Source organism: Pelagibacterium nitratireducens, from assembly GCF_037044555.1.
GTDB lineage: Bacteria > Pseudomonadota > Alphaproteobacteria > Rhizobiales > Devosiaceae > Pelagibacterium > Pelagibacterium nitratireducens.
In genome coordinates, this window is record NZ_CP146275.1 from 807203 (window position 1) to 833897 (window position 26695).

Below are 26695 nucleotides of genomic sequence, written 5' to 3' on the forward strand. Positions count from 1 at the left end.
TGGATGCGGCCGGGGCGCCGCCACTCATCGCATCTGCTCTATGCCCGTCGGCCTTCCCGTTCGCGGCTGGTCCGACAGCGAGGCGGGCACGCCCATTATTGACAATCGTCAAGGTGTCGGGGCCGGGCTGTGGGAAAACGATGCTACGCGCGTTTTCCGGGACCACGATGATGGCATCAAGCGAGAATGGTGGGCGCAAGGTCCGCAAGCCCTCGGGCCGGGGCGCGGTGCTGGGGTTGGGGCTGCTCAGCATAATCTCCAATCTGCTGCTGCTGACCGGGCCGCTTTTCATGCTGCAGGTCTATGACCGGGTGCTGGCGAGCAAATCTGTTCCTACGCTCATGGCGCTGACCGGCTTGGTTGTCGGGCTCTACGGGTTTTACAGCGTCGTCGAGATTGTGCGCAGCCGCATGGCGACGCGCTATTCGGTGCTGGCCGCAGCGCGGCTGACCCGTCCAGTCTTCGCGCAGGTCGTCGTCTCGAGTGCGTCGTCCCGAAGAGGGGGCGAGGGCGATCCTATCCGCGACGTTGAAACCCTGCGCCAGTTTCTGGCCGGGGCCGGACCGATGGCACTGCTCGATCTGCCCTGGGTGCCGATCTATCTCTTCATCGTCTTTGCCTTCCATCCCATGCTGGGCTGGCTGGCGATGGCGGGCGCCGGTGTCGTTACGGTTCTCATGATCGTCAACGAATGGTCGTCGCGCGGACCCTCGCGCGATGCCAATGCGGCGGCAAATGCCCGCCAGAGCCAGCAGGCCGATATCGCCGCAAACGCCGAAGCGGTGCTGGCCATGGGGATGAGCGAAACGCTCGCAAACCGCTGGGAGGCGGCCAATACCAAGATGCTCATGACACAGGCTCGCGCTGCGGACCGTGCGACGGTTTTTTCGGCGCTGACCAAGGGATTCCGCCTGCTGTTGCAATCGGCCGTACTGGCAATGGGCGCCTATCTTGCCATCGGCGGCGAGATTTCAGCGGGTCTGATGATTGCCGCGTCGATCGTTACGGCGCGCGCGCTCTCGCCGGTCGAGCAGGCCGTTACGAACTGGCGCGGGTTTGTGGCGGCGCGGCAGGCCAGGGCCCGCCTCAAGACCGTGCTTGCCGATGCAAAAGGCAAGCCCGAGCGGGTCGCTCTGCCGCTGCCCAAAGCAAGCCTTGCGGTTTCCGATCTCGCCATTTCGCCATTGTCCGATGGGCCGGCGCTGGTGTGCGGGGTCAGTTTCGGGCTCAAATCGGGCGAGGCGATGGGGGTTCTGGGCACTTCGGGGTGCGGGAAATCGTCCCTTGTCCGCACATTGATGGGAATATGGCCGGCGCGGGCCGGCGTTGTGCGTCTCGATGGCTCCGAACTTTGCCACTACGACCCCGACCGGTTGGGCATGGCATTGGGCTATCTGCCCCAGACGGTGGAGCTGTTTGCCGGAACCGTCGCGCAAAATATCGCCCGCTTCCGAAACGATGGCGAGTTCGAAGACGTTCTCAAGGCCGCTCAGGCGGCGGGCGTCCATGAACTGATTGCGTCCTTGCCCCACGGCTACGACACGCCGATCGGACCGCAGGGGGCTATGCTTTCGGCCGGTCAGCGTCAGCGTATCGGGCTGGCGCGGGCGCTGTATGGCGATCCCTTTCTCATTATTCTCGATGAGCCCAATTCCAATCTCGACGCCGCGGGGGATGCGGCGTGTAATGCGGCGATCGCCGGGGCCAAGGCCCGGGGCGCTATCGTCATCATCGTCGCGCATCGGCCGACCGCCATTGTTGCAGTCGATACGATCTTGTTCCTTCAGGATGGCCGTCAGGCGGCCTTCGGTCCCAAGGACGCGGTGCTGGCATCGATTACCGCCCAGCCCGCTTCTCTCGATATTGCCCGCAAAGCGAGACGGAAATGAGCGCCATAGACATTGAATATGCAACGGCGCGCAGCCTTGACCGGCATGGATTGCTCGGCTCGACCGCCATGATCGCTCTTTTGGGTGGGCTTGCCCTGTGGGCGGCCATCACCCCGATATCGGGGGCGGTGGTGGCCGGCGGAAGCGTCGTTGTCGATGGGGGCGTGCGGCGTGTTCAGCATCAGGAAGGTGGGATCGTGCGGGAAATCCTCGTGCGCAACGATGCCGCGGTCGAGGCCGGTCAGACTTTGGTCGTACTCGACGGAACGTCGGTCGCGGCCAATATGGCGGTCATCGATGCGCAATTGGGCGAGGCCTATGTACGCCAGGCCCGGCTTCTGGCCGAAGCGGGCGGCGCCACCGAGATGGAGTGGACGTCCGAGCTCGATGCCTTGCCCAATATGGAGCACAACCGCGTGCTGTTTGCTGCCGAAGATCGCCTTCGCCAATCCCGCGCCGCCGGGCTTTCGACCCAGGTGGCACAACTGGGCGAGCAGATCGTCCAACTGGAAAACCAGGTTGCCGGGCTCCATGCTCAGCGTGATGCGGTGGTCGCTCAGACCGAAATCCTGACCGAGCAACTCGACAGGCTTTCGGCCCTGTTGTCCCAGGGGTTGGTCGAAGCGAGCCGGGTGAGCGACCTGCGCCGCCAGATCGCCCAACTCGATGGCGAGCGTGCGCGCATCACCACCGAGATCGCGCGGGGCAATGCGGCGACTGCAGAACGCAGGCTGCAGATTTCCCAGGTCGAGGAATCCTATCAGAGCGAGGTGCTGGGACAGTTGCAGGAAACCGGCCAGCAGATTGCCGAGCTCGAACAGCAAAGGGTCGCCGCCCAGGACCGGTTTGACAGGCTCGTCATACGCGCCCCCATCGCGGGGGTGGTGCACCAGATGCAGGTTGCCACCCTGGGCGGTATTGCCGCGGCGGGGGACACGCTCATGCAGATCGTGCCGCAGGATGACGAGATCATGGTCGATGTTCGGATCAACCCGCTCGACATCGACAAGCTTGCCGCCGAGCAAAGCGTGACGCTGCGGCTTTCGAGCTTCAATTCGCGTTCGACGCCCGAGCTGTTGGGGCTGGTGGACAGAATTTCTCCCGATCTGACCCGCGATAGTGCGTCGGGCACGCAGTTTTATCTCGTGCGAGTCCGTCTGCCAGCGGACGAACTCGACAAATTGCCCGAAACGGCCAGGCTTATCCCCGGTATGCCGGTCGAGGCCTTCTTTGCTACAGGGGAGAAGACGGTGCTGAGCTATCTGACCAAACCGGTGATGGATCAGCTCAATCTGGCGTTCCGCGAAGATTGAGGCCAACAGCAATCGGTCGGAATGAAAAAGGGAGCTCAAAGCTCCCTTTTTCTCGAGCAGGTGGTGAAGAGAAGGCGCCGCTTCGGTTTAGAGGATGAAGTCTACGGCCGCGAGATCGATCAGGCCTGTCAGCTCTATGTTGAAATCGGCCACCTGGTCCCCGTTGACGTCTCCGGCGACGATGGTCCTGTCATTTTCGGTGCCTTCGGAGTCCTCGAAGCTGAAGTTGAGTTCCCCCGCGACGCCGGTAAAGGCTGCGCCGACCGAGGCAAGGAATATGAAAGCCTGGTTTCCCGAAGATGTGGCATTGGCATCGATGATGGTGAGATCGATCGTGTCGTCGCCTTGGGTAAAATCGGTAATGACATCGCGAGTGGCGATTGCGGGCGACGAGTGGCCGATCTTGCGGAAGATGAAGACGTCCTCGCCGGTGCCTCCGGTGAGGATGTCTTTACCGCCTCTGCCATCCAGAATGTCGTTTCCGTCTCCGCCCGATAGCAGATTGGCTTGACCCGATCCGATAAGGGCGTCGTTTCCAGAACCCCCGATGATGTTTTCGATTGTATTGAGGCTATCGGTTCCTGTCTGGGCGCTGAAGGCTGTGCCCACACCGAGCTTGGCAGTGACATCGGCCGAAATGCGCGAGAAGTCCAGCGTGTCGTTGCCGTCACTGCCGTTATACCTGTCATCACCATCATCGAGTGTTGCGATAATGGTGTCGTCCCCCCGACCGCCGAAGACTGTGTCGTTGCCGCCATCGCCAAACAGAATGTCGTTGCCCCCAGCGGCTCGTATGGTGTCGTTTCCTTCGCCACCATGATATTGGTCGGATGTACCAAGGGATGGGAAGACGTCGGCCGCTTCGGTGCCCATGACATCGTTCATGCCGATCAGATCAAGTGTGGCGCTGGAGCCGGTGGTTCCGCTGTCGGTGGTGATCGAATAGGTGAAGATCACGTCGGTATCGTCGTTGAGGTCGGGGATGAACAGCCACGATCCGTCGGCGTTTTCGCTCAGGGTGCCCGAGGATGCGGCGAGGCCCACGATGGCAAAGGTCATGCCCGTATAGGCCGATCCGACAAGATCACGGGGCGTGATCGTGCGTGTGGTATCTTCGGTAAGGGGGGGCAGAATTACCGAAGGTGTGACGTCGATCACGGGGGCGGTGGCTGCCGAGACAACGCTTTCGGATGTGCCGCCGAGGTCGATGTAGGTCACCACAACACGCACCAGAGCCTGCGCATCGTCATCGGTGAGCGTGTAGGTCGCTGCCGTCGCGCCGGCGATATCTCCAAATCCCGATCCTGTATCGCGTTGCCATTGATAGCTGAGCTCCCCTAATCCGTCGGGGTCGCCAAGGGTGCTGGTGTCGGCGCTGAGCGTCTGGTTTTCGGCAGCCTCGCCGATTACTAATACGCCGCCTTGGGGGGTGTCGTTGGCATTGGAGACCGCGATCGAAACCTGCTTGTCAAAGACCAGCGAGCCATCGGTGGCGGTGATGGTGAGGTCGATTGCGGGTTCGGTTTCGAAGTCGATAGCGACACCGGCTTTGCGGTAGAGCGCGCCATCCACCGCGTCGATCTCGAACCGATCGTCGGAAACCGTGAGGACGTTGTCGCGTTTGTCGGGATCGAGGTTGGGATCGATGACAAGCAGATCGGCAACTTTTACCCGATCGAGCATGATTTCGGGAATCGCGACCATGTTGGACAGCACGATGTCAGTGGGGGCGAGATTTTCGGCATCGACCCGAGTGAGACTGACTGTGTGGTTGCCCAGACCGACGAGCCGAATGGTCATGATGCCATCAATGACACTGACCACTTCAGCGCCCGAGACAGTGAAGTCGCTGTTGGAGACGCTGGCCAGATCGATGGAGACCAGCCCCTCGCCATACATTGTAAAGGCAAGGTTGATGCCATCCCCTTCAAGGGTGACCAATTGCATGCGGGCACCGATCGAGGTGATGTGGGTTACGTCGTCCCGCGTCGTGCCCAGCTTGATCTCGAAGGTGCCGCCGTCGGCATCGAGGAAGACCGAGCTGCCGTCATAGGCGTACCAGTTGGTGACGGCCTGGATGGTCTGGGTGCCCAGGGAATCGAGATTGACGGCAAATGTTCCGAGCGTTCCGGCCTGGGGCGTCGCTGTGACGGTGATCGTATCTCCATTGACGGCGTAGGCGAGATCGGTTTTCTCGAATGTCGCAATACGGGCGGCCAGATCGGCGAGCGTCACGAATTCGGAACCGGCCGCTTGGGCGGTACTGAGGAATTCGGTGAACATGAAAAGCTCATAGGGCGATGACCCTATGTTGTCGACATCCCAAGCGGTGACGCCATAGTCGTGCCAGGGCCAGACCACGATAGGAAGGTCGGAATTGATCGCCAGATCTTCAAATTCAGCGATCCATTTTGCCGCGGCCTGTGCGGCCGTCAGGCCCAGCCAGCCAAGCAAGGTGAAATCGAAGCTCATATTGGGAGCGAGATAGACCTTGCCGGTATCGCTGGGCGAGAGATAGCCGAAAGCGCCGGGATATCCGGCGCCGACCAGGGAGGCCCCGCCCGTCAAATAGTCATAGTACTGAATGATCTGACGCGCCGTCTCAATCGACTCAGGCATGCCCGGCACGGCTGCGCCGCCGACGACGATTCCGAGGTTGTCCTCGATGACGTGGCGCGATGTTTCGAACTGGAATTTGAACGAGGCTTCGAGAATGGCCTTGGAAACCGGATCGAGTGCCATCGGATCTGGAGCTCCAAGGGCGGCCTGCAATGTAGCGTTGATCTGGGCGACGCTCATAGCCGCCAGCGCGTCGATGACTGACTGATCGGCATCGTCGCGCATGCAATAGGGGCAGAAGCAGGCTGAAGGATTGTCGAGCATGGCCGCATAGCCGGCGATACGCTGATCGAGAATCTCCTGGGTGACTTCGTCGGGCAGCAAGAGATTGGTGTCTGATGGGTGAGAGTAGGAGTGCGATCCGATTTCGTTGCCCATTGCCAGAAGCTGCTGGTAGTAGGAGGACGAGATGAACCAGTTGGTTTCCTGGTCGGGACCGTAAAGTCCGACATTGACGTAGTAGGAGCCGACGAAGTTGTAGTCGGCTTTCCACTGTTCGAGAATGGGCAGCATGGCGTCATAGATGCCGTTGTCCACATCGTAGGTTTCCTGGGACTGGTCCATGTCATTGCGCGAGGCGACGAGTGCGTTGTCGCGGCTCATCGACAGCGAAACCTTTGGCCCGTCCAGGCTCTGGGTCACCCAGTCGATCGTTTGGCCGAGCAGATTGTGGTCAGCGAGCATGCCTTCGGTCGCAAAATGGACATTGCGCCCACCGGTGGTGGTGGAAATAACCGCGTCGTGGCTGGTGCCGTTGATGATCTGTTCGGCGATCACGGTGCCGGCCGCTATGGCCGAAAAATAAGAGGTCGAGGCACCGGCATAGGTGTGGATGGCGCCGCCGGCATAACCGGCAGTGATCTCGTGGTCTCCCGAGGCGACCAGATTGACATCGACGCCGCTTTCGCCGCCCGTACGCGTCAACCCCAGAAGCGTTTGCATGCGTTCGTAGGGGTTGGCCGAGAGGGCCTCTCCAGCGGCGGCATTTGTCATGAAGTCGCCGGCGGTGATGATGGGCATGTCATAATCGTAGACGAGCTGGTTCAGCGTTGCCGCAATATCGGCGTAGTTGTCGGGAGCGTTACGGAAAGAGGGGAACACCAGGCCCTTGTATTGCGAGAGCAATTCGAGATTTGTGAGATCTGCCTCTCCGATAAGATCGAATGGAATACCCGCGCTCATGGCCTGGCTCTGGGCCGCCATGACCAGCTGGGAATAGGCCGTTTCGGAGAAATAGGCGCCGGCGGTGGTCTCCGAATAGACGATGGCGATCTTGTGGTTTGCTCCGCCGGCCGGCGGCACGGGTGAACTGATCGTATAGGCTGGCTGGGTATAATCGGCGGGCAGGTGCACGGAATCGTTGACGTCGGCCATCAGCCCGATCTTGTTGATGTCTTCGCCCAGGAGCGCCTTGGGAATGGCCAGCTCGATGGTCCTGGAATCGGGACCCAGCGCGAAGTCGATTTCGGCGACAAGGGTCTGGCCGGCACTGCCGGTGTAGAGCCGCGCGACGCCGTCGCTGCCGATATTGACGTTGAATTCGGCGCCCGTCGCCCAGCCAAAGACCAAATGGCCGGTGGACGTATCACCGTCGGTGTCGATCCAGAATGTGGTGTTTGGTCCGATGTCGACCGCGCTCTTGAGCGCGATGACAAAGGCGTCATCGGTCACAGTGCCATAGAGTTCATAGCCTGCGACGTGCGTGGTGGGGGTTTCAAGGCGCTGGTTCTCGGTCCATTCGTTCAAGATGCCGTCGAAAGCGCTGACCGGCGGCAACGCTATGGTATAGCCGCCAAAGCCGTAATTGTTGGGGAGAAACACCGAGTCGTTGATATCGGCGAGCACGGCGATCTGCTCGATGCCTGGCCCGAGCAGGGATTTTGGAACCGCAAACTCAAGCGTGGTTCCATCCTGGCCGAAGGCGTGATCGATCTCGGCGACGAATGTTTCACCGGCGGCTCCGGAATAGAGCCGGGCGATGCCGTCGGCTCCGATATTGATGTTGAACTCGGCTCCGCCAGCCCAACCCCAGATCTGGTGGCCTGTGGCGGCGTCGCCATCGGTATTGATCCAGAAGGTCGTGTTGGGACCGATCGGCTGGGCGCTCTTGAGGGCGACGACAAAGTCGTCACTGTCGACCCGACCATACAGCTCATAGCCATCGACGCCGGTGCCGGCTGCCTCAAGACGCTGATCCTCGCTCCATTCGGTCAACAGCCCGTCAAAACTCGTCGTCTGCGGCTCGGCCAGCGTATATCCGCCGGTGCTGTAATTCGGCGGCAGGAACACCGAGCCATTGATGTCGGCCAGGATCTGCACTGACTGAACCGCTCCGAGGTCCTGCCTGGAAACGGTAAATTCGATGCTCGCCGCCCCAGGGCCGAAGGCATGGTCGATCTCTGCGACAAATATCTCGCCGGCGGCGCCGGAATAGAGCCGGGCAAATCCGTCGGCTCCGATATTGATGTTGAACTCGGCTCCGCCAGCCCAACCCCAGATCTGGTATCCGGTGGCAGCATCGCCATCGGTGTTGAGCCAGAAGGTCGATCCCGGGCCGATCGGCTGCGCGCTCGAGAGTGCGAACACGAATTGCTCGGGCTCGACCCGGCCGTACATTTCGTATCCTTCGACCAGGGTCGATTGGGTATCGAGGCGCTGATCCCCTGTCCATTCGGTCAAGAGCCCGTCAAACGTGCTTTCGGGGGGCTGGGTGACGAGATATCCGCCTTCTGCGTATGACGATGGCAGAAAGACCGAATTGTTTATGTCCGCATAAACCGTGAGCGAGGTCACGGCGAGCCCGACCAGCGCATGAGGCAGTCTCATTTCCAGCGTCATCCCCCCGGCGCCAATGACATACTCGATTTCGGCAACAAGGGTTGCCCCTTCCGAACCCGAATAGAGCCGGGCGACCCCATCGTCGCCGAAATTGATGTTGAACTCGGCGCCGACCGCCCAATCGAAGACCTGGTGTCCGGTTTCGCTGTCGGCATCGGTGTTGAGCCAGAATGTCGTGGTGGGACCGATCGGCACCGCGCTTTCAAGTGCAATGAGGTAAGCCCCGTCCTCGTAGCGTCCAAAGAGCGCATAGCCCTCGACAAGGGTTTCGGGGCGCTCGAGCCGGTCGGAGGGCGACCAGTCCGCAAGGGATCCGTCAAGGGTGATGGTCATTGGACTGTCTCCTGAGAAGAAGTGTTGTCAACCCGCGCCGACGACCGCCACTCGGCGGTTTCATCCATCGCAAGTGCTGATTTCAGCCGATCGAGTCGCGCGAGATCGTGCTGGCTGGCCAGCCCGTTCGCGCGACCCAGTTCGATGGTGGCGCGCTCACCGGTCCTGTCGCCCTCGAGCCGGTACAGTGCGATCAGCCGACGATAGGCGGCGGCCGTGGGTGCCCGGGCGAAGATCTGTGCGAGGATGCGGGCCTCATTGCCGTAGGTGTTGTCTCCCCGATAGAGATCGACCAACATGGGCCGCGCCCAGTCGCTTTGCGGACGGATGGCGATTTCGTCTTCGAGCAGGCGGATGAGCAGGCCGGCTTTGCCCTGATCCCGATACAGCCCGGCCAGGGAATAGGCCTCGAAAGGGTTAAGCTGGGCCGTTTCGCGCCTGGTCTCGTAAAGGCTGATTGCCTCCTCGATCCGCCCCTGGGACAGGAGCACCTGGGCCTTTTCCTCGGTGTTGGGGAGCATGGCGATCGCCGCAACGATCGTTACGAGCACAATTGTCGCAACGAAGATATTGGTCCTCTCGGCCGGATCCATACGCGACATGAAGGCCAGCGGGCCAATGGCCGAAAACCTGCCTGGTCTGTAGGGGGCGTGGGTATCAGCGAGAGTGGGCATCATCGAGTTCCCTGTCCCCAATAAACAATACCACCCCAAGCGTTTCGGCGTTGTGGCGGACCTGGGCAATGTCGGAAGCGGAGTTGAGATATTCGGCCAGAAACACCGGCTTGCCTTCAGCCGTGAGGCGCGAGATCAGCCGCAACGATGAGCGCAGCATCCCCAGGCTGTTTGGCTGCTGGTCCTCTTGGGCACCAAACAGCAGGTCTTCCTTGGCCAGCCCGTCAATGGCGCTACGGTATGACGGATCGCTGAGGAGCTCTTCGCCATTCTGAGGCACGACCAGAAACCGGGGCCTGCCGGCGCGGGCATAGGCAGCAAGGCTATTGACGAAAGCGGTCATTGCCGCCTTGCGGGCGGCGGCACCGAGTTGGGGATCGTCGCGCTCGAACGCATCGACGCGGTCCAGATAGACCCCATCGAAGCCGGCGGCGACGATCCGGTCGAGATAGCTCGTGGGCTGGCCGAAAATGGTCGCCTGCCATGCCGGGTCCCAGTAACGGATGTTGTAATTGCCTTCCCATTCGGGGTTTTCGCCGAACAGCCATGACGGGCGATTTCGGGCCCAATCGTTCTGCCAGTAGAACCGGTAATCTTCAGCTTCTCCTATCGAGAGATAGGAGAGGACGAAGCGCTGTGAGCCGTCGGGCTTGGTCTTGAGGGTGGCGATTTCGGACGCGGAAAACGCACCCGCCGCCGTCCCGTCGCGCGAATAATCGATGACCACCAGATCATAATCGGTGGCGGCGAGGACACGCAGATCGATCCCCTGGAGCTGGTATGTCCAGGATCGAACCCCGGCCAGTGCCGAAGCCGTTCCGCCCATCGCGTGCGGCGAAAGCATAAGCGGAAATGCGGCCAGGACAGCGGCCAGTCCGGCCATGCGTATCCCCATGTCAAAGGTCTCCCATACGCCCGATCTGCCGATCGCGGCGAACCGGACACTAGGCGGGCGAGACGCTCTCCATGTTGACATTCATCAACTCGTGGCCCGCCGGGACACGACATTATCGGCTCAGCTGTCCCAAGACGTTCGGGAATCCCGAACACGAAACAGGGTGACCATCATGGAACAAACCAACAAGACTTCGTCCCTGGCAAAACCTGCGACCCCACCGGAAAGTCCGGTCGTTCGGGCCGTGTTTGCCGGGCTCAAAATCCTGGTTTTTGCGACCGAGCTGGTTGGAATCATCCTGCTCGTGCTCGGCCATATGGAACTGGGGACCGCATTGTTGCTGCATCTGGGCTATTGCGCCTTGCTGCTTGTGACCATCCTGGTGGCCGAGCGGAGTGGCATCTATTCGGGAGATATGCAGTCCTTTGCGCTCCAGGTGCTGGTGGCCGGCCCGTTCGGTGCCGCCTCGGCGATGATCGACGAGCAACTTTCCTCCCGGGTCCGCGCCGAGCATCTTCAAAGCTGGTACGACACCATTGCGCCGCCGCTCAAGCAGGCGGTGACCCTGGCTGACCGGATCCGCGACGATCAGGTCGTCCGGCCGGCGGCGCGGCTGCCGAAATCGGTCGACAGGCTGATCACATCGGGCTCAATGCGCGAAAAGCAGGCGGTTTTTGCCTCTATCGTCGCGGATGGTCCGGCAGAAGGTGTCAGTCTGATCGAAAAGGCGCTGCGCAGCCGCGATCAGCGGGTCCGCGTCCAGGCTGCTGCCGTTTCCGCCCTGTTTCGCTCCAAGATCCGCACCAGTGCGGGCCAGCGCCATCGGCCGGGCATTGGCATTGCTGCCAATGACGCCACACCGCCTGCGGCATAGGGGCTGACGATGATGGAGATGCCCTCCTGGTTTGCGCCCGCATGGCGCGACCCCCAGCCTGAAGCCGATGTATGCCTTATCGCCGAGGGGTGCTACCCCTATGTGGCGGGTGGGGTCTCCACCTGGATCGACTGGCTCATCAGGAGCCATCCGGATCTGACCTTTTCGGTGCTGGCCATCTTGCCGGGCATACCCCTGACCGAGCCGCGCTATGGGCGTCCGGCCAATCTGATCGCCATCGATCATCTGTATCTTGACGACAAGGGCAAGGGGCAGCGCGGCGCCTGGCCGGCAATGACGCCCCAATGGTACGCCGATACGCTTTCAGCAATTCTCGATCATGGCGATCCCAGCGCGTTTCATGCGCTGCTCGACAAGCTCGGGCCGACCAAACGTCGACCCACGGTGGCGGCGCTGCTCGATTCTCCTCAGGCCTGGCAGGCGCTTTCGGAGGGCTATGGACGCATGCCGCAAACGGCGTTCATTTCGTACTTTTGGGCGTGGCGGGCGTTGGTCGGCGGGTTGTTGCGCACCCTGGTCAGCCCGCTGCCCAGGGCCCGGATCTACCATTCGGTTTCCACGGGCTATGCGGGACTGGTTGCCGCGCGTGCCGCCCATGATACCGGCCGTCCGGTGATCGTTACCGAACACGGGATCTATTCCAACGAGCGGCGCGTCGAAATCCTGATGGCCGACTGGATCAACAACAGCATCGACACCGGGCTCGATTTTACAGACGAGCGCCAGGATGTCCGTGACTTCTGGGCCGATGCTTTCGAGAGCTTTGCGCGTCTCGCCTATAGCGCAGCCGACGACGTTATCGCGCTTTATGGCGACAATAACGCCTTTCAGCAGGCACTGGGTGCCGACAGCCGCAAGCTCACCGTGGTTCCCAACGGTGTGGATGTGGACCGTTTCAGCACGCTTCCCGACCGGGTTTCAGATCGCCCCACGCTGGCGTTCATCGGCCGCATCACGCCGATCAAGGACATCCAGACATTTATCGATGTGGCCGAGAGAGTGGCGTCGAAAGTGGCCGACTTCCGGGCGTTTGTGATCGGGCCGATGGATGAGGATCCCGACTATGCCCAGAGTTGTATCGATGCGGTCAACGAGCGTGGGCTCGACCATATTATCACGTTTACCGGTCCGGTCGATGTGCGCGACTACATGGCCGAAATAGATGTTCTCATGCTCACCTCGATTTCCGAGGCGCTGCCGCTGGTCATTCTCGAAGCGGGTGCGGCAGGTGTTCCGTGCATTGCGACCGATGTCGGTGCTTGCAGGGAAATCCTGGGATGCCCGGGCAGTCCGGGACAGGCCGCAGTCGCGGGGATCGGGGGGATGGTCGCCCCGGTGGGCGATGTGGGGGCACTGGTTTCAGCGGCCGTCCATCTGCTCAACAATCCCATTGCGCGCCAGCGCATGGGCGCGGCGCTGCGGTCCAAGGTCCGGATCCAGTACCGCTCGGACACCATCGCCGCGGCCTATACCAAGCTCTATGGCCGGCATCTTTCCCCAACCGCCAAAAGTGAGGTCTAAGATGGCTGGCATCGGGTTTGCCCTATCGAAGCTTCGCAACCAGAACAACCTGGCCGGGCATTCCATCGCGACCGGTCATGCCATCATGATCACGGCGGGGCCATGGATCGTCATCATGATCGGGCTGGCGCTGATTTCCTGGCTCGGGGGGCCGCTGGTGGGCGTGGAGATGACGACGACGTTTCGCGTCCTCGTCATTTATTGCTTTGCCCTTTCTCTTGTCGTGACCGCTCCCATCGCGCTCGAACTCAATCTGCGCGTTTCGGCCGAGCTGTTCGAGCGGCGGTTCGAGCGGGTGCATGGCATCTACATTGGCGCTCTGGCGGCCGCGGCGCTGATCACCGTCGCGCTCGCCTGGGTGCTGTTTTTCGTTGTCATCAGGCTGGACATGCCGACGGCGACGGCAGCGACCTTCTGCGTTTTGCAGGTGTCGCTGCTCTGGCTGACCATGTCCATGGTCGCGGCGATCCGCCAGTATGTCACGGTCACCACGGGCTTTACCATGGGGTTGAGCGTATCGGTCGTGCTTGGCCTGTCGCTTGCCGGATTGGGATATGGTGTTGCGGGTCTGCTTGCCGGGTTTGGGGCAGGGCTGTTCCTGGCCTTTGCCATTCTGCATGGGCTCATTGTCCAGACGTTTCCCGGACGGGTGCGGCGGCTCACCGACGGCATTGCGGCGCTGATTGCCCATCCCATGCGCTCGCGCACTTTCGCCATAGCGGGGATTTCGAGTGCGCTGGCTGTGTGGATCGACAAGCTGGTGGTCTGGCAATCTTATGAAGCCACGTCGATCGCGCACGGGCTCATTCACGCCCCGCGATACGATGTGCCCATGTTCATTGCCTATCTCTCGATCGTTCCGCTGATGAGTATCGTTTCGATCTGGCTGGAGACCGATTTTTTCACTGCCTATCGCAAGTATCGCGACATCGTTCATTCGGGCGGCACGCTCCGTCATATCGATGCCCAGCGCGCCGCCATCACATGGCAGACCACAAATACGATCTTTTCGGCCTTCGTCATTCAGATCACGATCAGCCTCGTTCTGGCGCTGACCGGGCCCTGGATCGTGGGCTTTTTGGGCCTTGGGCTCGAAACGCTGCAGGTGTTGCGGTTTGCGCTGATCGGGGCAGCGTTCCACTTCCTGTTTCTCGCCTGCGTGGGCGTCATTCTGTTTGTGCAGTACGCGCGGGCCTATTTCGTGCTCCAGGCTGCCTTTCTGATCCTCAATGGCGGGCTGACCTATGTGCTGCTCGCCAATCCGGACGCCCTGGGGCTGGGCTATGTGATCGCAACGGGGGCGGCTGCGATCCTTGCCTATGGGGTCATGGTCAACACCCTCCAGGTGATGAACAGGCTTACATTCATCGACAATAACCCGGCGGTTGCAGGCTAGGCCTGTGCTGTTCCCGGAACCAAGGAAAACGACAGTGAACGTCCATGCTCCAAAACGCGCCGGTCCAAAGCTCCTGCCGGACGAAAAGATCGGCGGATCTCCGAACCATTGGGTGGGGGTCGTTGAAGGCGCCGTGCTGATCGGTGGTGTGTTTGCCGTCGAAAGGCTGGGCTTGTTCGATCTGCAATCATTGCCCCTCCATCCGCTGGTTCTCGCCGTTGCGTTGATTGCCGCTCAATATGGCGCTTCGGGCGGGATCATGGCTGCGGCGATGGCTGCCGCGCTTGCCCTTCTGGGCGGAACGCTGCCTCAAAGGGTGGTGGGGGAGGGCTATTTCGAGTATCTCGCTGCAGTCTGGACGACGCCTCTGGCCTGGCTGATCATCGCCGTGCTTGTGGGGATCATCTCGGATGGGCACCGGCGCCTATTGCAGCGTTCCGAGCAGGCGCTTTTCGAAGCGCAAAAAGAGCGGGACCTGATTGCAGCGCAGTATGAGGCGTTGGCGGCCCGGGCCAAACGGCTCGAAAGGCGCGTTGCGGGGATCGAAGGCAATAATTCATCACGCCTTTGAAAACGATGGGGCTGTCAATATCGTAGAATCACTAGTGGGAGAACCGGAATTTATTAACAAAGGCTTAAGACTCATACTGGGGGTCACAAGAGGGGGTAAGCAAATGTTAATACAGAGGGACTTCCGCAATCCGGGTGCGGCCATCGAAGAGGCCGGATATCTGGGCTTTCAGGGAGGCGTCAAGTTCGGTGGCACCACCCGGCACAGGGAAAAGGAGCTGATCTATGCGCAAGGGGACGAGTCCGGCGACATATTTATCGTCGAGTTCGGATGTGTCCGTGTGTCGCGGATAACACTGGAAGGCCGGCGGCTTGTTACCGGATTTCACTTTGCCGGTGAGGTCTTCGGGTTTGAAACGGGCGCCGAGCGGCAATGCTATGCCGAGGCGCTCGAGTATTCCGGGACGCGGAAATTTCATCTCGATGGCAGGGAGTTGGCCAATCCGCGGATTGCCGACATGCTGTTTGGCCACCTTGAAAGCATCCACGAGCACCTGCTTGTCCTGGGAACCCAGAATGCCATTGAACGGGTCGCTGCATTTCTCGTCGGGATTGCCGACAGGCAGGGGAGTGGGGGAGCCCGGGCTCGTCTTCCGATGTCGCGCTGCGATATCGCCGACCATTTGGGTCTGACGTTGGAAACCGTGTCGCGCGCAATTCATCGCCTGCAGGTTCTCAAGCTCATCACGCTTGTGGGCGCCCGCGATGTCCTGCTGCTCGACCGGAAGGCGCTGCTCGATCTGGGAGCCTAGAACCGTTCAGGATTTGATTGACTCAAATCCTTGGCGCTAAACCCTTGTTTCGTCGCATGTCCGAACCGCAAAACCGTTTCCACTTTTGCTGGAAACGCTCTAGGTTGGGGATGTCTGACTGCCCTTATTGCGTGTTCAGATAAAGTGACGTCCACCTTATCTCAGCACGCCCGAGCTAATCGCGCGCTGCGTAGTGGTCGGAACCCTCGACGGCCATTCGGACCAGCTCCGCGAGACTGTGGGCCTGCATCTTGGTCATGATCGTGGCGCGATAGACTTCGACCGTTCGGGGACTGAGCCCGAGATTGTGAGCAATGGACTTGTTGGGGAGCCCGTTGACGACGCCATCGAGCACCTGGCGCTCCCGCGCGCTTAGCGACTCCAGCTTGTCACGAGCCGCCTGGCGTTGCTGACGCACCTGGCTTTTTTCCTGTGCGGCGGCGCAAACCCTTTTGAGGGTGGACAGGATCACCTCTTCACTGAATGGCTTTTCGATGAAATCGCTGGCGCCGGCCTTCATGGCCTCGACGGCAGCCAGCACATCTCCGTGGCCGGTCACAACGATTACCGGCAGGGTGTTTCCGTTCTTGCGCAAGCGCCGCAGCAGGTCGAGCCCGTTCATTTCCGACATGCGCAGATCGGTTATCAGGCAGGAGTCCTCCAGATTTTCCGCCGTATCGAGGAACTCGGCCGCTGAAGCGTATTTTCGTGATCGCCAGCCCGACGCGGCAAGCAGGAACGATAGCGACTGGCGAACTGGTTCTTCGTCGTCCACGATATGGATCAGGAAATCACTCGTCATGGGCCTGAATCTCTCTGTCGACCAAGGGAAGGGTGAACGTGAAAATGGTTTCTCTGCCAGGGATGGTACGGGCACTGATTGCGCCTCCATGTGCTTCGATTATGCGCTTGGAAATCGAAAGACCGACCCCCATGCCGCGGCGTTTTGTGGTTACGAACGCCTTGAAGATTTCTTCACCGAAATCGGGGTGAATGCCCTGCCCGGTATCGCTGAGTTCGATGCGCGCGAACTTGCCGCTCCGGCGCGTCCGTATAGTGACCACCTTGCGTGCGCTGGTTTGCACGGCGTCGGTGGCGTTGCGCAGGAGGTTGACGATCACCTGCTGGATCTGGGTCGGGTTGCCCAGCGTCTCGAGCGGTCCGGGGGTCAGGTCGAGTTCGGTGAGAATGCCGTCTTCGCGGGTTCCGGCCAGGGCGAGCGCCATGGCACCCTCGATCAGTGTGTTGACGTTGACGATCTCCTTGTCGATTTCGCCTTGCGCCATGAAAATGCGCAGATGATGGATGATGTCGCCGGCACGCAGGGCCTGAGTTGCCGCCGCCGCAAGCGACTCGCGCAAGGCGGGCAGCATGGCGGGATCGAAAACTTCAAGCATGCGCTTGGCGCCCTGGACGTAGTTGCTGATGGCCGAAAGGGGCTGGTTGATTTCATGGGCAAGGGCGGACGCCATTTCCCCCATTTCGCTCATGCGCGAAAGCCGGGCGAGTTCGGCTTCGGTCTGTTCGAGCCGGGTTGCGGCCCGCTCACGCTCGGTCATGTCGCGCGCAAAGCCGATGAACAGCAGGCCTTCGCCGGTTGCTATCCTGACCACGTCGATGCTCATGGGGAAGGTGGTGCCATCACTGCGCTTGCCCCGCAGCAACCGGTTGCGGCCCAGAAACCGGGCAAAGCCGGTGGGCGGGTAGTCCGCGTTGCCCATGTTGTCGGGGTGATGGGTTTCAGCCATCAGGATATGGACATTGCGGGTCAACACCACCTTTTCGCGATAGCCGAACAATCGCTCGGCGGCAGCGTTGAACGAAACGATCTCTCCGCTCGGCTTGCTGGCTATGGTTGCGTCCGAGATGGTGTCGAGGATGGCCTGCAGATAACTCTCGCGCCGTTGCAGGAGCTTGCTGGCCATAAGGGCCTTGTTTCGCTCCTCGCGCAGGATGCCACCGAGCCAGGCGATGCCCAAACCCACACCAGCGAACAAGATGAGGTTCGAGCTCTGGGAGGCACGGTCTTCCTCGGTGAAAAAATACACGAGTGGCAGCGCCAGGACCATCGTGAACACGCCGGGCGCCATGCCACCCAGGCCGGCGGCAAGCAGAATGGCCAGCGCAAAAAAAAGGTCGTTAAACGACGAGGTGAAAACGGGTGCGATGGCCAGCTTGAGAGTGCTGACAAAGATCAGCCCTGCCAGTCCAACCACGTAGGCAATTATAATGTCCCTCGGCAGCCCCATGACATCAGATGCATCCGGTTTGCCGATGCAAGTTAAAAACTTGTCAGAAAAGCGGCAAGTAAATTTAAAAAGAGCAGGGAATAAAGTGTTCGGCACTGCAACTGCCCCCGTCTTTTCCTGAACCGGAAATCGAGAACGGGCCGAATGGTTGCGTCGTGGATGGTTCGACAGACATCAGGGCAAACGCATTTGAATCGCGCACGCCGTCCGCGTGGGGTTGGTTGGTCCCTTGTACCCGTGAACGAAGAAGTCGAAAAGCGCTATGAGGCGTTCAGGACCGACCCGTGCCTTTAGTTGCTGCTCAACAGGCGCGTAGCGAAATAGCCTGCGGTAGCTGCCGTTCCGGTAAGGGCGGCGCCCCAGACAATGTCGACGATAGTGACCATGACCGACCAGTCCCTGACAGTTGCAAGGTTGGTCATGTCGTAGGTGCCGTAGGCGACAAGGCCCAGAATGGCGCCGGCGATCAGAGCCTGGGTCCAGTTTCCGGACTGCATGGCCGGGGCGACGGCAAAGTAAACGATGCCGCCGATATAGAACAGATAGAAGGCGCCGGCGGCCGCGAGATTGGGCTGGTCGAGCAGGACGTGGCCGATCTGTTCGCGATAGAAGCCGAAAGCGACCCGCGAAAGCCAGAAATAGTCGATGGCGAAAAAGACGATGGCTGTTCCGATATAGGCAATAACGTAAGGCATGTGGTCCCTCATATCCCCAGCATTGGCTGAAAAAGACGTACGATCCAGCTCTTGAATTTGAGCGGGGCTTCGGTGACGGCAAGGCAGATGCAATCAGCATCGTTTGTGGCGACCGGCTGATGGGTCAGGCTGCCATCGGCAATCTCGATATCGCCGCGGGTGAATGTACCGTCTTCGTCGGCAAAGGCACCGGAGAGGACCAGGGTCATTTCCATGCCGCGATGGGTGTGTTCGGGCACCGGCTTGCCGGCCGGAATGCGCAAAAGACGTGCGACCGCGCGGCCATCGCGGATGGGGATAATGAACTGGGCGGCGCCAGGCATGGGTTTCCAGCGAATGGCATCGACGTCCGAACCGACATAGGAGCGCAACGGTTCTGGAAGGACAGGCGCCGATCCGCCGGAGGCGCCACGACGCGCGGGCTTTGCGGTGGGTAAGGGCGCGTTGGAGATACGGGCCTTGACCGCCTGCCAGCCGGCATCGCCGCCCGCGGCTGGTTCGATGGTATCGAGCAGTTCGCCGCCCGCGCCCTCGATCATGGCGTAGCGTTCACGGCACTCCGGGCAGACGGCCAGATGGGTTGCGACGGCGAGCGAAAAGCCCTCGGCGAGCGTACCGGCGGCATGATCGAGCAGGATGTCTTCATCGAGATGGTGGACGATGCTCATGAGCGATCCTCCAACGCGGTGCGCAACTTGGCGAAGGCCAGTCGGATGCGGGATTTGACGGTACCCAGCGGCAGGCCGAGCTTTTCGGAGATCGTACTGTGAGATGCTTCCTCAAAGAACGAGAGCTTTAGGAGCTCAAGCTGTTCGGGAGGGAGAGTTTGCATGGCGCGGTGAAGCCGGTCGGCATCCTCGTTCATGTCGAAGGCCGCGTCGGCCGGCCTGATTTCGGCGGGAACGAAAGCGGGATCGTTCGGGTCGAAATCGGGACGGTTCGTCTTGCGCCAGTGGTCGATGCGCTGGTTGCGCGCGATGGTGAAAATCCATGTCGAGACATTGCCCTTGTCGGGGCTGTATTGGGCGGCCTTGTTCCAGACCGCCACCATTGTTTCCTGCATCAATTCCTCGGCGAGCTGCCCATCGCGGGAGAGCTTGGCCATATAGGCGCGCACCCGGGGGCCGTAATAGCGGAACAGCTCTTCAAAAGCGGCAACGTCGCGCGACGTGGCGACTGCAAACAGTTTCTGGCGCATCACGATATTGAGCGCCTTCTTGTCACTGGGGTCGACAGCCATCTTGTCGGTACGCGCAATTCCTCTGGGGGCCGGACGCACAGCATACCTACGCTGCGCCGCCAAGGGCTTTGAAGTCTGCCATGCTGCCGGATCGATTGAAAGCACTGTCGTCATGCATCGATTTACGGGCGCACAATGGGGGCGGATCACAGCTGCAAGAATAAAAATCTCTCTTTGCGTGCATCCGTTTCGGCGTCTGGCTCGTACCTTAGTGAAACCCAAACAAGGACAAGCCGACCCATGTATCTCGACGCTGGCCCCAAAGGACCGAAAGGCACCAGGCGTATTGCCGTGATCGGAAGCGGAATTTCCGGGCTCTCGGCCGCCTGGCTGATGAGCCAGTCCCATGATGTGACGCTTTATGAGGCCGATTCTCGGATCGGGGGGCATTCCAATACCGTCGATGTCGATTATGACGGCAAAACGATCCCGGTCGATACCGGGTTCATCGTCTACAATGAAGGGAACTATCCCAATCTCGTTGCGATGTTCGACCATCTGGGCGTTGCAACAGAGCTCTCCTGGATGTCGTTTGGCGCCTCGATCGATGGGGGGGCTTTCGAATATTGTTCGGACCCGCTGGGGCTGATCGGGCAGAAATCGAACGTAGTGCGCCCGCGCTTCTGGCGCATGCTTTCCGATATCGTGAAATTTTCCCGCTCGCACCGCGAAATTCTCGCCGATGGCAGCCTGACCCAGGTCGGGTTGGCCGATTATCTGGCCGAAAACGGGTATTCCGAGAGCTATATCGCGGATCATATCCTGCCCATGGCGGCGGCGATCTGGTCGTCTTCGGCTACCGATATCCGCAATTACCCTGTGCAGGCCTTCGTGCGATTTTTCCTCAATCACGGGTTGCTCGATCTTTACAACCGTCCGTTGTGGCGGACGGTAACGGGCGGCAGCCGGGAATATGTTTCGCGGTTGGTGGCGGGCTTTAGGGGAACGGTGCGGCTTTCAACCGGGGTGAGCCGGATCGAGCGGCATTCGGGTGTAGTGACGATAACCGATGCGCGCGGGCATAAGGACATCTTTACCGACGTCTTGATCGCCACTCATGCGGATCAGGCGCTGGCCATGCTTTCGGACGCCGATGACGACGAGCGAGCACTGCTCGGGGCCTTCGAATATACGCACAACGAAGCGGTGCTGCACACCGACAAGCGCCTGATGCCCAAGCGCAAATCGGTATGGTCGAGCTGGAATTATATCGGCGAGCGCGAGTGGGACGGGGACAGCCCGTTGTGCGTTACCTACTGGATGAACAAGCTCCAGAATATCGACAAGAAATACCCCCTGTTCGTGACGCTCAATCCCAGCCGTGACATCGATACGGCGACGATCTTTGAGACGTTTGACTATACTCATCCGCTTTTCGATCAGAAGGCGATGGCGGCTCAAAAAGAGCTCTGGCGCCTGCAGGGCCGTGGCGGTGTGTGGTTTGCCGGAGCGCATTTCGGCTCGGGTTTTCACGAAGACGGGTTGCAGGCTGGCCTGGCCGCGGCCGAAGATATGGCAGGGGTGCGCCGTCCCTGGACGGTGGAGAATGCCTCGGGCCGTATCCATATCGGAACCGAAAGGGTTGCCGCCGAATGAGCGATGGCGCGATTTATGCCGGAGAGGTTGTGCATGTGCGGCACAGGCCGCGCGCGCATACGCTGCGCTATCGCGTTTTTTCGCTGCTCGTCGATCTCGACCGGCTCGATGCACTCGATAAAAGGCTCAGGCTTTTTTCCCACAACCGGTTCGGCGCGTTCAGCTTTCGCGATGCTGACCATGGGGACGGGGAGAGGGGCGGATTGCGGCGCTGGGCCGAGCGGCTGCTGGCTGATGCGGGGATCGCGGGTGAAGGCCTCAGAATCGAAATGCTCTGCTACCCGCGGATTTTCGGATATGTCTTTAACCCGATCACCGTCTATTTCTGTTCGGACAGCCAGGGGATGCGGGCTATCCTCTATGAGGTGTGCAACACGTTTTACGAGCGGCACACCTATGTGATCCCGGTGGGCGATCATGCTGGGGGTCCGGTGCGGCAGTCCTGCGCCAAGGAACTCTACGTTTCGCCTTTCGTGCCCATGCAGGCGCGCTATGATTTCAAGATCACGCCGCCGGCCGAAAAGGTTCAGATCGCCATCAATGAGCATGATGGCGAGGGCGCGCTGCTCTATGCGGCCTTTACCGGCAAGCGCGAGGAATTGAGCGACAGGAGTCTGGGGGCTGCGCTGTTGCGCTATCCGCTGATGACGCTGAAAATCATGGGCGGCATCCATTGGGAAGCACTCAAGCTCTGGCTCAAGGGCAATCCGGTGTTCACGCACAAAAAGGCGCGTGAAAAGATTTCCCATTCGGTAATCGGCACGGCGCCGGCCGAATAGGCATCAGCGCCGCTCATCGATCCATCACCAATCGGCGTTTTGAGCGAAGCGGTGCTTCCTTTAAGCTTGATGCAAATCGACCCTTGAAGGTCGAACATCATGCAAAGAGGAAACATTGATGTCCCATTCCGAGATTCTTTCAGCCGCGATGCTGGATGCCGCCGATCTGACCGGCGGGTCGCTCAAGGTGCATTCGCCCGTCGATGGCGCGCTGATCGGGGAGGTTGCGACTCATTCGGGCGCCGACGTCGAAAAGATGATCGGTACGGCCAAATCGGCATTTGCCGAATGGAAACTGGTGCCGGCGCCGCGCCGGGGCGAGTTGATCCGGCTGTTCGGCGAGGAATTGCGCAACGCCAAAGAGGCTCTGGGCAAGCTTGTGTCCCTTGAGGCCGGCAAGATTTTTCAGGAGGGGCTGGGGGAAGTCCAGGAGATGATCGATATCTGCGATCTGGCGGTGGGCCAATCGCGGCAATTGTTCGGGCTGACCATAGCTTCCGAACGTCCGGGTCATTCGATGCGCGAGACCTGGCACCCGCTGGGGGTGACCGGGGTGATCTCGGCGTTCAATTTTCCCGTCGCGGTGTTTGCGTGGAACTTTGCACTGGCGACGGTGTGCGGCAATACCACGATCTGGAAACCCTCGGAAAAGACGCCGCTGACGGCGTTGGCGGTCAAGAAGATTTTCGAGAGGGCCTCGGCCCGGTTCGGGGATGCACCCGACGGGGTCTTGCAGGTGGCCATTGGTGGTGCCGATGTGGGCGAAGCGCTGACGGCTTCGAAAGACGTGCCGTTGATTTCGGCAACCGGGTCGACGCGGATGGGCAGGATCGTTGGCCCCAAGGTGGCCGAGCGGTTCGGTAAGACCATTCTCGAACTTGGCGGCAACAACGCGATGATCGTGGCGCCATCGGCGGACCTCGACAATGCGGTGCGGGCCATCGTCTTTTCAGCGGTTGGCACCTGCGGGCAGCGCTGCACCAGCCTGCGGCGGCTGATCGTGCATGAGGACGTGCGCGACCAATTGGTCGAAAAACTCAAGAGCGCCTATGGCAGGCTGCCGATCGGCAGTCCTTTGGAACAGGGTGTTCTGGTTGGGCCTCTGATCGACAAGGCAGCCTATGATAGCATGCAGGCGGCGCTGGAAAAGGCGAAGACCGAAGGCGGCAGGGTGACCGGAGGAGAGCGGGTGGACGCTGTCGAAGGTGGGTATTATGTGCGCCCGGCCATTGTCGAGATGGCCGGGCAGAGCGCCATCGTCAAGCATGAGACCTTCGCGCCGATCCTTTATGTCCTGACCTACAAGACGCTCGAAGAGGCCATCGCGCTGCAGAACGATGTGCCGCAAGGGCTTTCGAGCTGCATTTTTTCGACTGATATGCGCGAAACGGAAACCTTCCTTTCGGCGGCGGGGTCCGATTGCGGCATCGCCAACGTCAATATCGGGCCCTCGGGGGCCGAGATCGGCGGGGCTTTCGGCGGGGAAAAGGAAACAGGCGGCGGGCGCGAGAGCGGATCGGACGCCTGGAACGCCTATATGCGGCGACAGACCAATACGGTCAATTATTCGCGCGCGTTGCCGCTGGCGCAAGGGATCAGGTTCGATATCTAGGTGCCGTTTGTACCAATCATTGCAAGGCCAGATTAACCCTGGGGCCGGTCGCTCTGTGGGAAGCGGGGAAAAAACAGGCTTCATTAATCTCTGGGTCTTCACACTCTCTCGTGCGGGACGGCTTCAGGGTCGCCCGAACGGGGGAACAAGATCCGGGATTGCAGAATGCACGATGGACGAAGCGCTGGCGGGTGTCTGACCGCCAATCCGAGCCGGCTCGATCTTATCGAACTGGCGATCACACGCACTGATCGGGCTATCCTGATTTCGAATGCCGAGGGGCATCCGTGCTATCTCAATCCCGCTTTCGAGGCGCTGTTGGGCTATGGGCTGGACGATTTTGCCGGACAGGCTCCCTGGTCTCTGCTGGCCGGCCCGATGATCGATGAACGGTTGCATCAAAGGGCGCGCAGCTTTGGCAATACGGGCGGGGGATTTAGCGACGATTTGCTGTTGCGCACGCGATCGGGCGATCCGGTCTGGGTTTCGGCCTGGCTCGATCCGGTGCAGGACGCGCAGGGACATTTTACCCATCTTATCGCCATGCTCGCCGACACCACGCAATCGAAGCGTCTTCAGGTTTTCCAGCGCGTCTCACTCGATGCGCTGAGCCGTGACATGCCGCTCACGGAGTTCATGGGCCATATCTGCGAGCAGGTGCAGGCGCTCGCGCCCGATACGGTCTGTTCGATCTTGGGGGTGGACGAGAACCGTAAGCTGCGGCCTCTGGCGGCGCCGAGCCTGCCGGCCTCGGTGGCGAAACAGATCGACGGGCTTGAAATCGGGCCCCGGACCGGCAGTTGCGGCACCGCCGCCTGGCGGGGCGAGCCGGTGGTGGTCGAAGATATCGAAACCGACCCGCTATGGACCGATTTCAAGCATCTTTTTCTGCCGCTGGGGCTAAGGGCGTGCTGGTCATATCCGATGGTGTTGCGCGACGGGCGCGTTGCCGGGACCTTCGCCTTCTATTTTCCGGAGCGCCGGCCACCGAGTGCATGGCATTTGCGGCTGGTGGAGGCGTGCCTCAGTCTGTGCGTAATGGCGATCGAGCGGCACGAAGCGCGGACGCAGATCCGTCGGCTTGCCTATTATGACGCGCTGACGGGCCTGCCCAACCGCGTGCTGATGCGTCAGCGGGTCGAGCAGACCCTGGCGGGTGACCCCCTGCGCAGGAAATCGCTGGCGTGCCTGTGTCTCGATCTCGACAGGTTCAAGGATATCAACGACGCGTACGGGCTGCCTGCGGGGGATATGGTGCTCGAAGCGGTCAGTCAGCGGCTTCTTGATCGTGCCTCATCATCGGACATGGTGGCCCGGATGAGCGCGGACGCGTTCATCATCCTGCTCGACGATTGTCGGGCGGAAGGCGCCGCGGCGGCGGCCCAGGACCTGCTGGCCAGCCTCAGGGAGCCATTCGAGATCAGCGGAACGACGGTATCGCTTTCGGGCTCGATCGGCATTGCACTCTATCCGGGCGATGCGACCGATGTCGAAACGCTGGTCAACAATTGCGAGACGGCGATGTTTGGGGCCAAGGCCGCGGGGCGGGCCAATTATCACTTCTTCTCGCCGGAAATGAACGCGGCCAATCGCGATCGGCTGGAACTGGGGGTTGCGTTGCGCGAGGCGCTGGCCGATGGCCAGCTTTCGCTTGCCTTCCAGCCGCAGATCGATCGCAACAGCGAAGAAATATACGGAGTGGAAGCACTGGCGCGCTGGACCCATCCCCAGTTGGGGCCGGTCGGTCCCGACCGGTTCATACCGGTCGCCGAGCAGATCGGGATGATCGAGGATATCGGGCTCTGGGCGCTGCGAACAGCTTGCGCTCAACTGGCGCACTGGCGTGCGGCGGGGCGACACATCCCGGCGGTCTCGGTCAATATCTCGGCCCAGCAGTTCCGCAATGGCGCTTTTTGTGCCCAGGTTGGTGAAACGCTTGCCGCGCACGGGCTTGCCCCGTCCGATCTGACCATCGAGATCACCGAAAGCCTGATGCTCGACCAGACGGCTGCCGTGACGGCCAATACCGATGCGTTGAGCAAAATGGGCGTCAATCTGTCGATGGACGATTTCGGGACGGGCTTTTCCTCCCTGTCGCTGATTGCCCGCCTTCCGGTCAAAGAGCTCAAGATCGACAGGGCATTCATCGACCGGCTCGAAAGCGACGCCGGGGCGCAGGCGGTTGCAACCGCGATAATCTGCATGGGACAGAGTCTCAATATGCGTGTTGTTGCAGAGGGTGTGGAAACCGATGCCCAGAGACGGTTCCTCGATGCGCTCGGATGCGACGCACAACAGGGTTATCTCTATTCCAGACCGCTCACCGCTCAAGCCATGGATGATTGGCTCGATGCCAATGCACACAGCCCGGCAGGGCGGCGCAGACGGGCCTGACCGGTAAACCGGGCGTCAGGCCGTTTCGCCCTCCGGCGTTCCGTTGCGCAGCCGCTCATCGGCAAGCTGGCGGATCTCGGTCAACTCGGTGATTGTGGTTTCGAGGTCGGTCAATTGCGCGCGGAGCAGCTCGAGGCGTTCATCGACCTTTTCGATCAACAGCTTGACCTGGGCGGTTCGGGTGCCGTCGGCATCGTAAAGGCTGAGATATTCGGAGATATCGCGCAGGGTGAAACCCAGCCGCTTGCCACGCAAAATGAGGATCAGCCGGGCGCGGTCGCGCCGCCTGAAAACCCTGGTCGACCCCAGGCGGTCGGGCTTTAAGAGCCCCTTGGTTTCGTAAAATCGTATGGCACGGGTGGAAATGGAGAACTCGTTTGCCAGATCGGTGATGGCGAACAGGTCGCGCTTTTCGGCATCGTGCTTGTTCAAGAT

20 protein-coding genes are annotated in these 26695 nt (G+C 60.7%); 11 read left to right on the plus strand and 9 right to left on the minus strand.

The window, feature by feature from the left end; translation table 11 throughout:
• Window positions 1-167: 167 nt before the first annotated feature.
• Entirely contained in the window at window positions 168-1889 is a 1722-nt protein-coding gene (locus tag V6617_RS04185; protein WP_338609322.1) for a type I secretion system permease/ATPase, read from the plus strand.
• A complete protein-coding gene (locus tag V6617_RS04190; protein WP_338609323.1) occupies window positions 1886-3202 on the plus strand; it encodes an HlyD family type I secretion periplasmic adaptor subunit in 1317 nt (438 codons plus the stop codon). Before V6617_RS04185 ends, V6617_RS04190 begins: the two co-directional genes overlap by 4 nt.
• Before the next feature lie 87 nt (window positions 3203-3289).
• Here V6617_RS04190 and V6617_RS04195 read toward each other — a convergent pair whose 3' ends face one another.
• From V6617_RS04195 to V6617_RS04205, 3 genes are read right to left on the minus strand one after another with little or no spacing between them, the layout of a single operon-like run.
• Window positions 3290-8992, minus strand: a complete 5703-nt coding sequence (locus tag V6617_RS04195) for a M10 family metallopeptidase C-terminal domain-containing protein (protein ID WP_338609325.1) — start codon at window positions 8990-8992, stop codon at window positions 3290-3292.
• Window positions 8989-9666, minus strand: a complete 678-nt coding sequence (locus V6617_RS04200) for a hypothetical protein (RefSeq protein WP_338609326.1) — start codon at window positions 9664-9666, stop codon at window positions 8989-8991. The genes V6617_RS04195 and V6617_RS04200 overlap by 4 nt, the downstream gene beginning before the upstream one ends.
• Window positions 9650-10561 (minus strand): MJ1477/TM1410 family putative glycoside hydrolase, encoded by a 912-nt coding sequence (locus tag V6617_RS04205; protein ID WP_338609327.1) that lies wholly within the window; start codon window positions 10559-10561, stop codon window positions 9650-9652. Before V6617_RS04205 ends, V6617_RS04200 begins: the two co-directional genes overlap by 17 nt.
• A 172-nt stretch (window positions 10562-10733) precedes the next feature.
• On the opposite strand from V6617_RS04205, the gene V6617_RS04210 reads away from it, so the two are divergent.
• The 5 genes from V6617_RS04210 to V6617_RS04230 all read left to right on the plus strand — a co-directional run bounded on the left by V6617_RS04210 (window position 10734) and on the right by V6617_RS04230 (window position 15695).
• A complete protein-coding gene (locus V6617_RS04210; protein ID WP_338609328.1) occupies window positions 10734-11435 on the plus strand; it encodes a hypothetical protein in 702 nt (233 codons plus the stop codon).
• A 9-nt stretch (window positions 11436-11444) separates the two neighbouring features.
• A complete protein-coding gene (gene pelF / locus V6617_RS04215; protein WP_338609329.1) occupies window positions 11445-12977 on the plus strand; it encodes a GT4 family glycosyltransferase PelF in 1533 nt (510 codons plus the stop codon).
• 1 nt (window position 12978) lies between these two features.
• Complete coding sequence (gene pelG / locus V6617_RS04220) at window positions 12979-14373, plus strand: exopolysaccharide Pel transporter PelG (protein ID WP_338609331.1); 1395 nt, start codon at window positions 12979-12981, stop codon at window positions 14371-14373.
• A 34-nt stretch (window positions 14374-14407) separates the two neighbouring features.
• The gene (locus V6617_RS04225; protein ID WP_338609332.1) at window positions 14408-14944 is read left to right on the plus strand and encodes a hypothetical protein; all 537 of its coding nucleotides are present in this window, start codon (window positions 14408-14410) and stop codon (window positions 14942-14944) included.
• A gap of 103 nt (window positions 14945-15047) precedes the next feature.
• Window positions 15048-15695: a helix-turn-helix domain-containing protein gene (locus tag V6617_RS04230; protein WP_338609333.1), complete on the plus strand. Its 648-nt coding sequence runs from the start codon at window positions 15048-15050 to the stop codon at window positions 15693-15695.
• Between the two features lie 175 nt (window positions 15696-15870).
• Here the strand turns inward: V6617_RS04230 and fixJ are convergent, their stop codons facing one another.
• The 5 genes from fixJ to V6617_RS04255 form a co-directional block, all read right to left on the minus strand.
• The gene (fixJ, locus tag V6617_RS04235) at window positions 15871-16497 is read right to left on the minus strand and encodes a response regulator FixJ (RefSeq protein WP_338609334.1); all 627 of its coding nucleotides are present in this window, start codon (window positions 16495-16497) and stop codon (window positions 15871-15873) included.
• Window positions 16487-17944 (minus strand): sensor histidine kinase, encoded by a 1458-nt coding sequence (locus tag V6617_RS04240; protein WP_338609335.1) that lies wholly within the window; start codon window positions 17942-17944, stop codon window positions 16487-16489. The genes fixJ and V6617_RS04240 overlap by 11 nt, the downstream gene beginning before the upstream one ends.
• Window positions 17945-18234: 290 nt before the next feature.
• Complete coding sequence (locus V6617_RS04245; protein ID WP_338609337.1) at window positions 18235-18639, minus strand: DUF2177 family protein; 405 nt, start codon at window positions 18637-18639, stop codon at window positions 18235-18237.
• An 8-nt stretch (window positions 18640-18647) separates the two neighbouring features.
• Entirely contained in the window at window positions 18648-19307 is a 660-nt protein-coding gene (locus tag V6617_RS04250) for a ChrR family anti-sigma-E factor (RefSeq protein ID WP_338609339.1), read from the minus strand.
• Window positions 19304-19879, minus strand: a complete 576-nt coding sequence (locus V6617_RS04255) for a sigma-70 family RNA polymerase sigma factor (protein ID WP_422394821.1) — start codon at window positions 19877-19879, stop codon at window positions 19304-19306. The genes V6617_RS04250 and V6617_RS04255 overlap by 4 nt, the downstream gene beginning before the upstream one ends.
• A gap of 240 nt (window positions 19880-20119) precedes the next feature.
• Here V6617_RS04255 and V6617_RS04260 point away from each other — a divergent pair, with 240 nt between their 5' ends.
• From V6617_RS04260 to V6617_RS04275, 4 genes are all read left to right on the plus strand, one after another.
• Window positions 20120-21475 carry an NAD(P)/FAD-dependent oxidoreductase gene (locus V6617_RS04260; RefSeq protein ID WP_338609342.1) on the plus strand — a complete coding sequence of 452 codons (1356 nt, stop codon included), beginning with the start codon at window positions 20120-20122 and terminating at the stop codon, window positions 21473-21475.
• Window positions 21472-22254, plus strand: a complete 783-nt coding sequence (locus V6617_RS04265) for a DUF1365 domain-containing protein (RefSeq protein ID WP_338609344.1) — start codon at window positions 21472-21474, stop codon at window positions 22252-22254. The genes V6617_RS04260 and V6617_RS04265 overlap by 4 nt, the downstream gene beginning before the upstream one ends.
• Before the next feature lie 118 nt (window positions 22255-22372).
• On the plus strand, window positions 22373-23866 hold the full coding sequence (locus V6617_RS04270; protein ID WP_338609346.1) for an aldehyde dehydrogenase family protein: 1494 nt from the start codon (window positions 22373-22375) through the stop codon (window positions 23864-23866).
• A gap of 165 nt (window positions 23867-24031) precedes the next feature.
• The gene (locus V6617_RS04275) at window positions 24032-26260 is read left to right on the plus strand and encodes an EAL domain-containing protein (protein WP_338609348.1); all 2229 of its coding nucleotides are present in this window, start codon (window positions 24032-24034) and stop codon (window positions 26258-26260) included.
• Between the two features lie 15 nt (window positions 26261-26275).
• On the opposite strand, the gene V6617_RS04280 is transcribed toward V6617_RS04275, so the two are convergent.
• Complete coding sequence (locus V6617_RS04280) at window positions 26276-26692, minus strand: MerR family DNA-binding protein (RefSeq protein ID WP_338609350.1); 417 nt, start codon at window positions 26690-26692, stop codon at window positions 26276-26278.
• Window positions 26693-26695 lie beyond the last annotated feature (3 nt).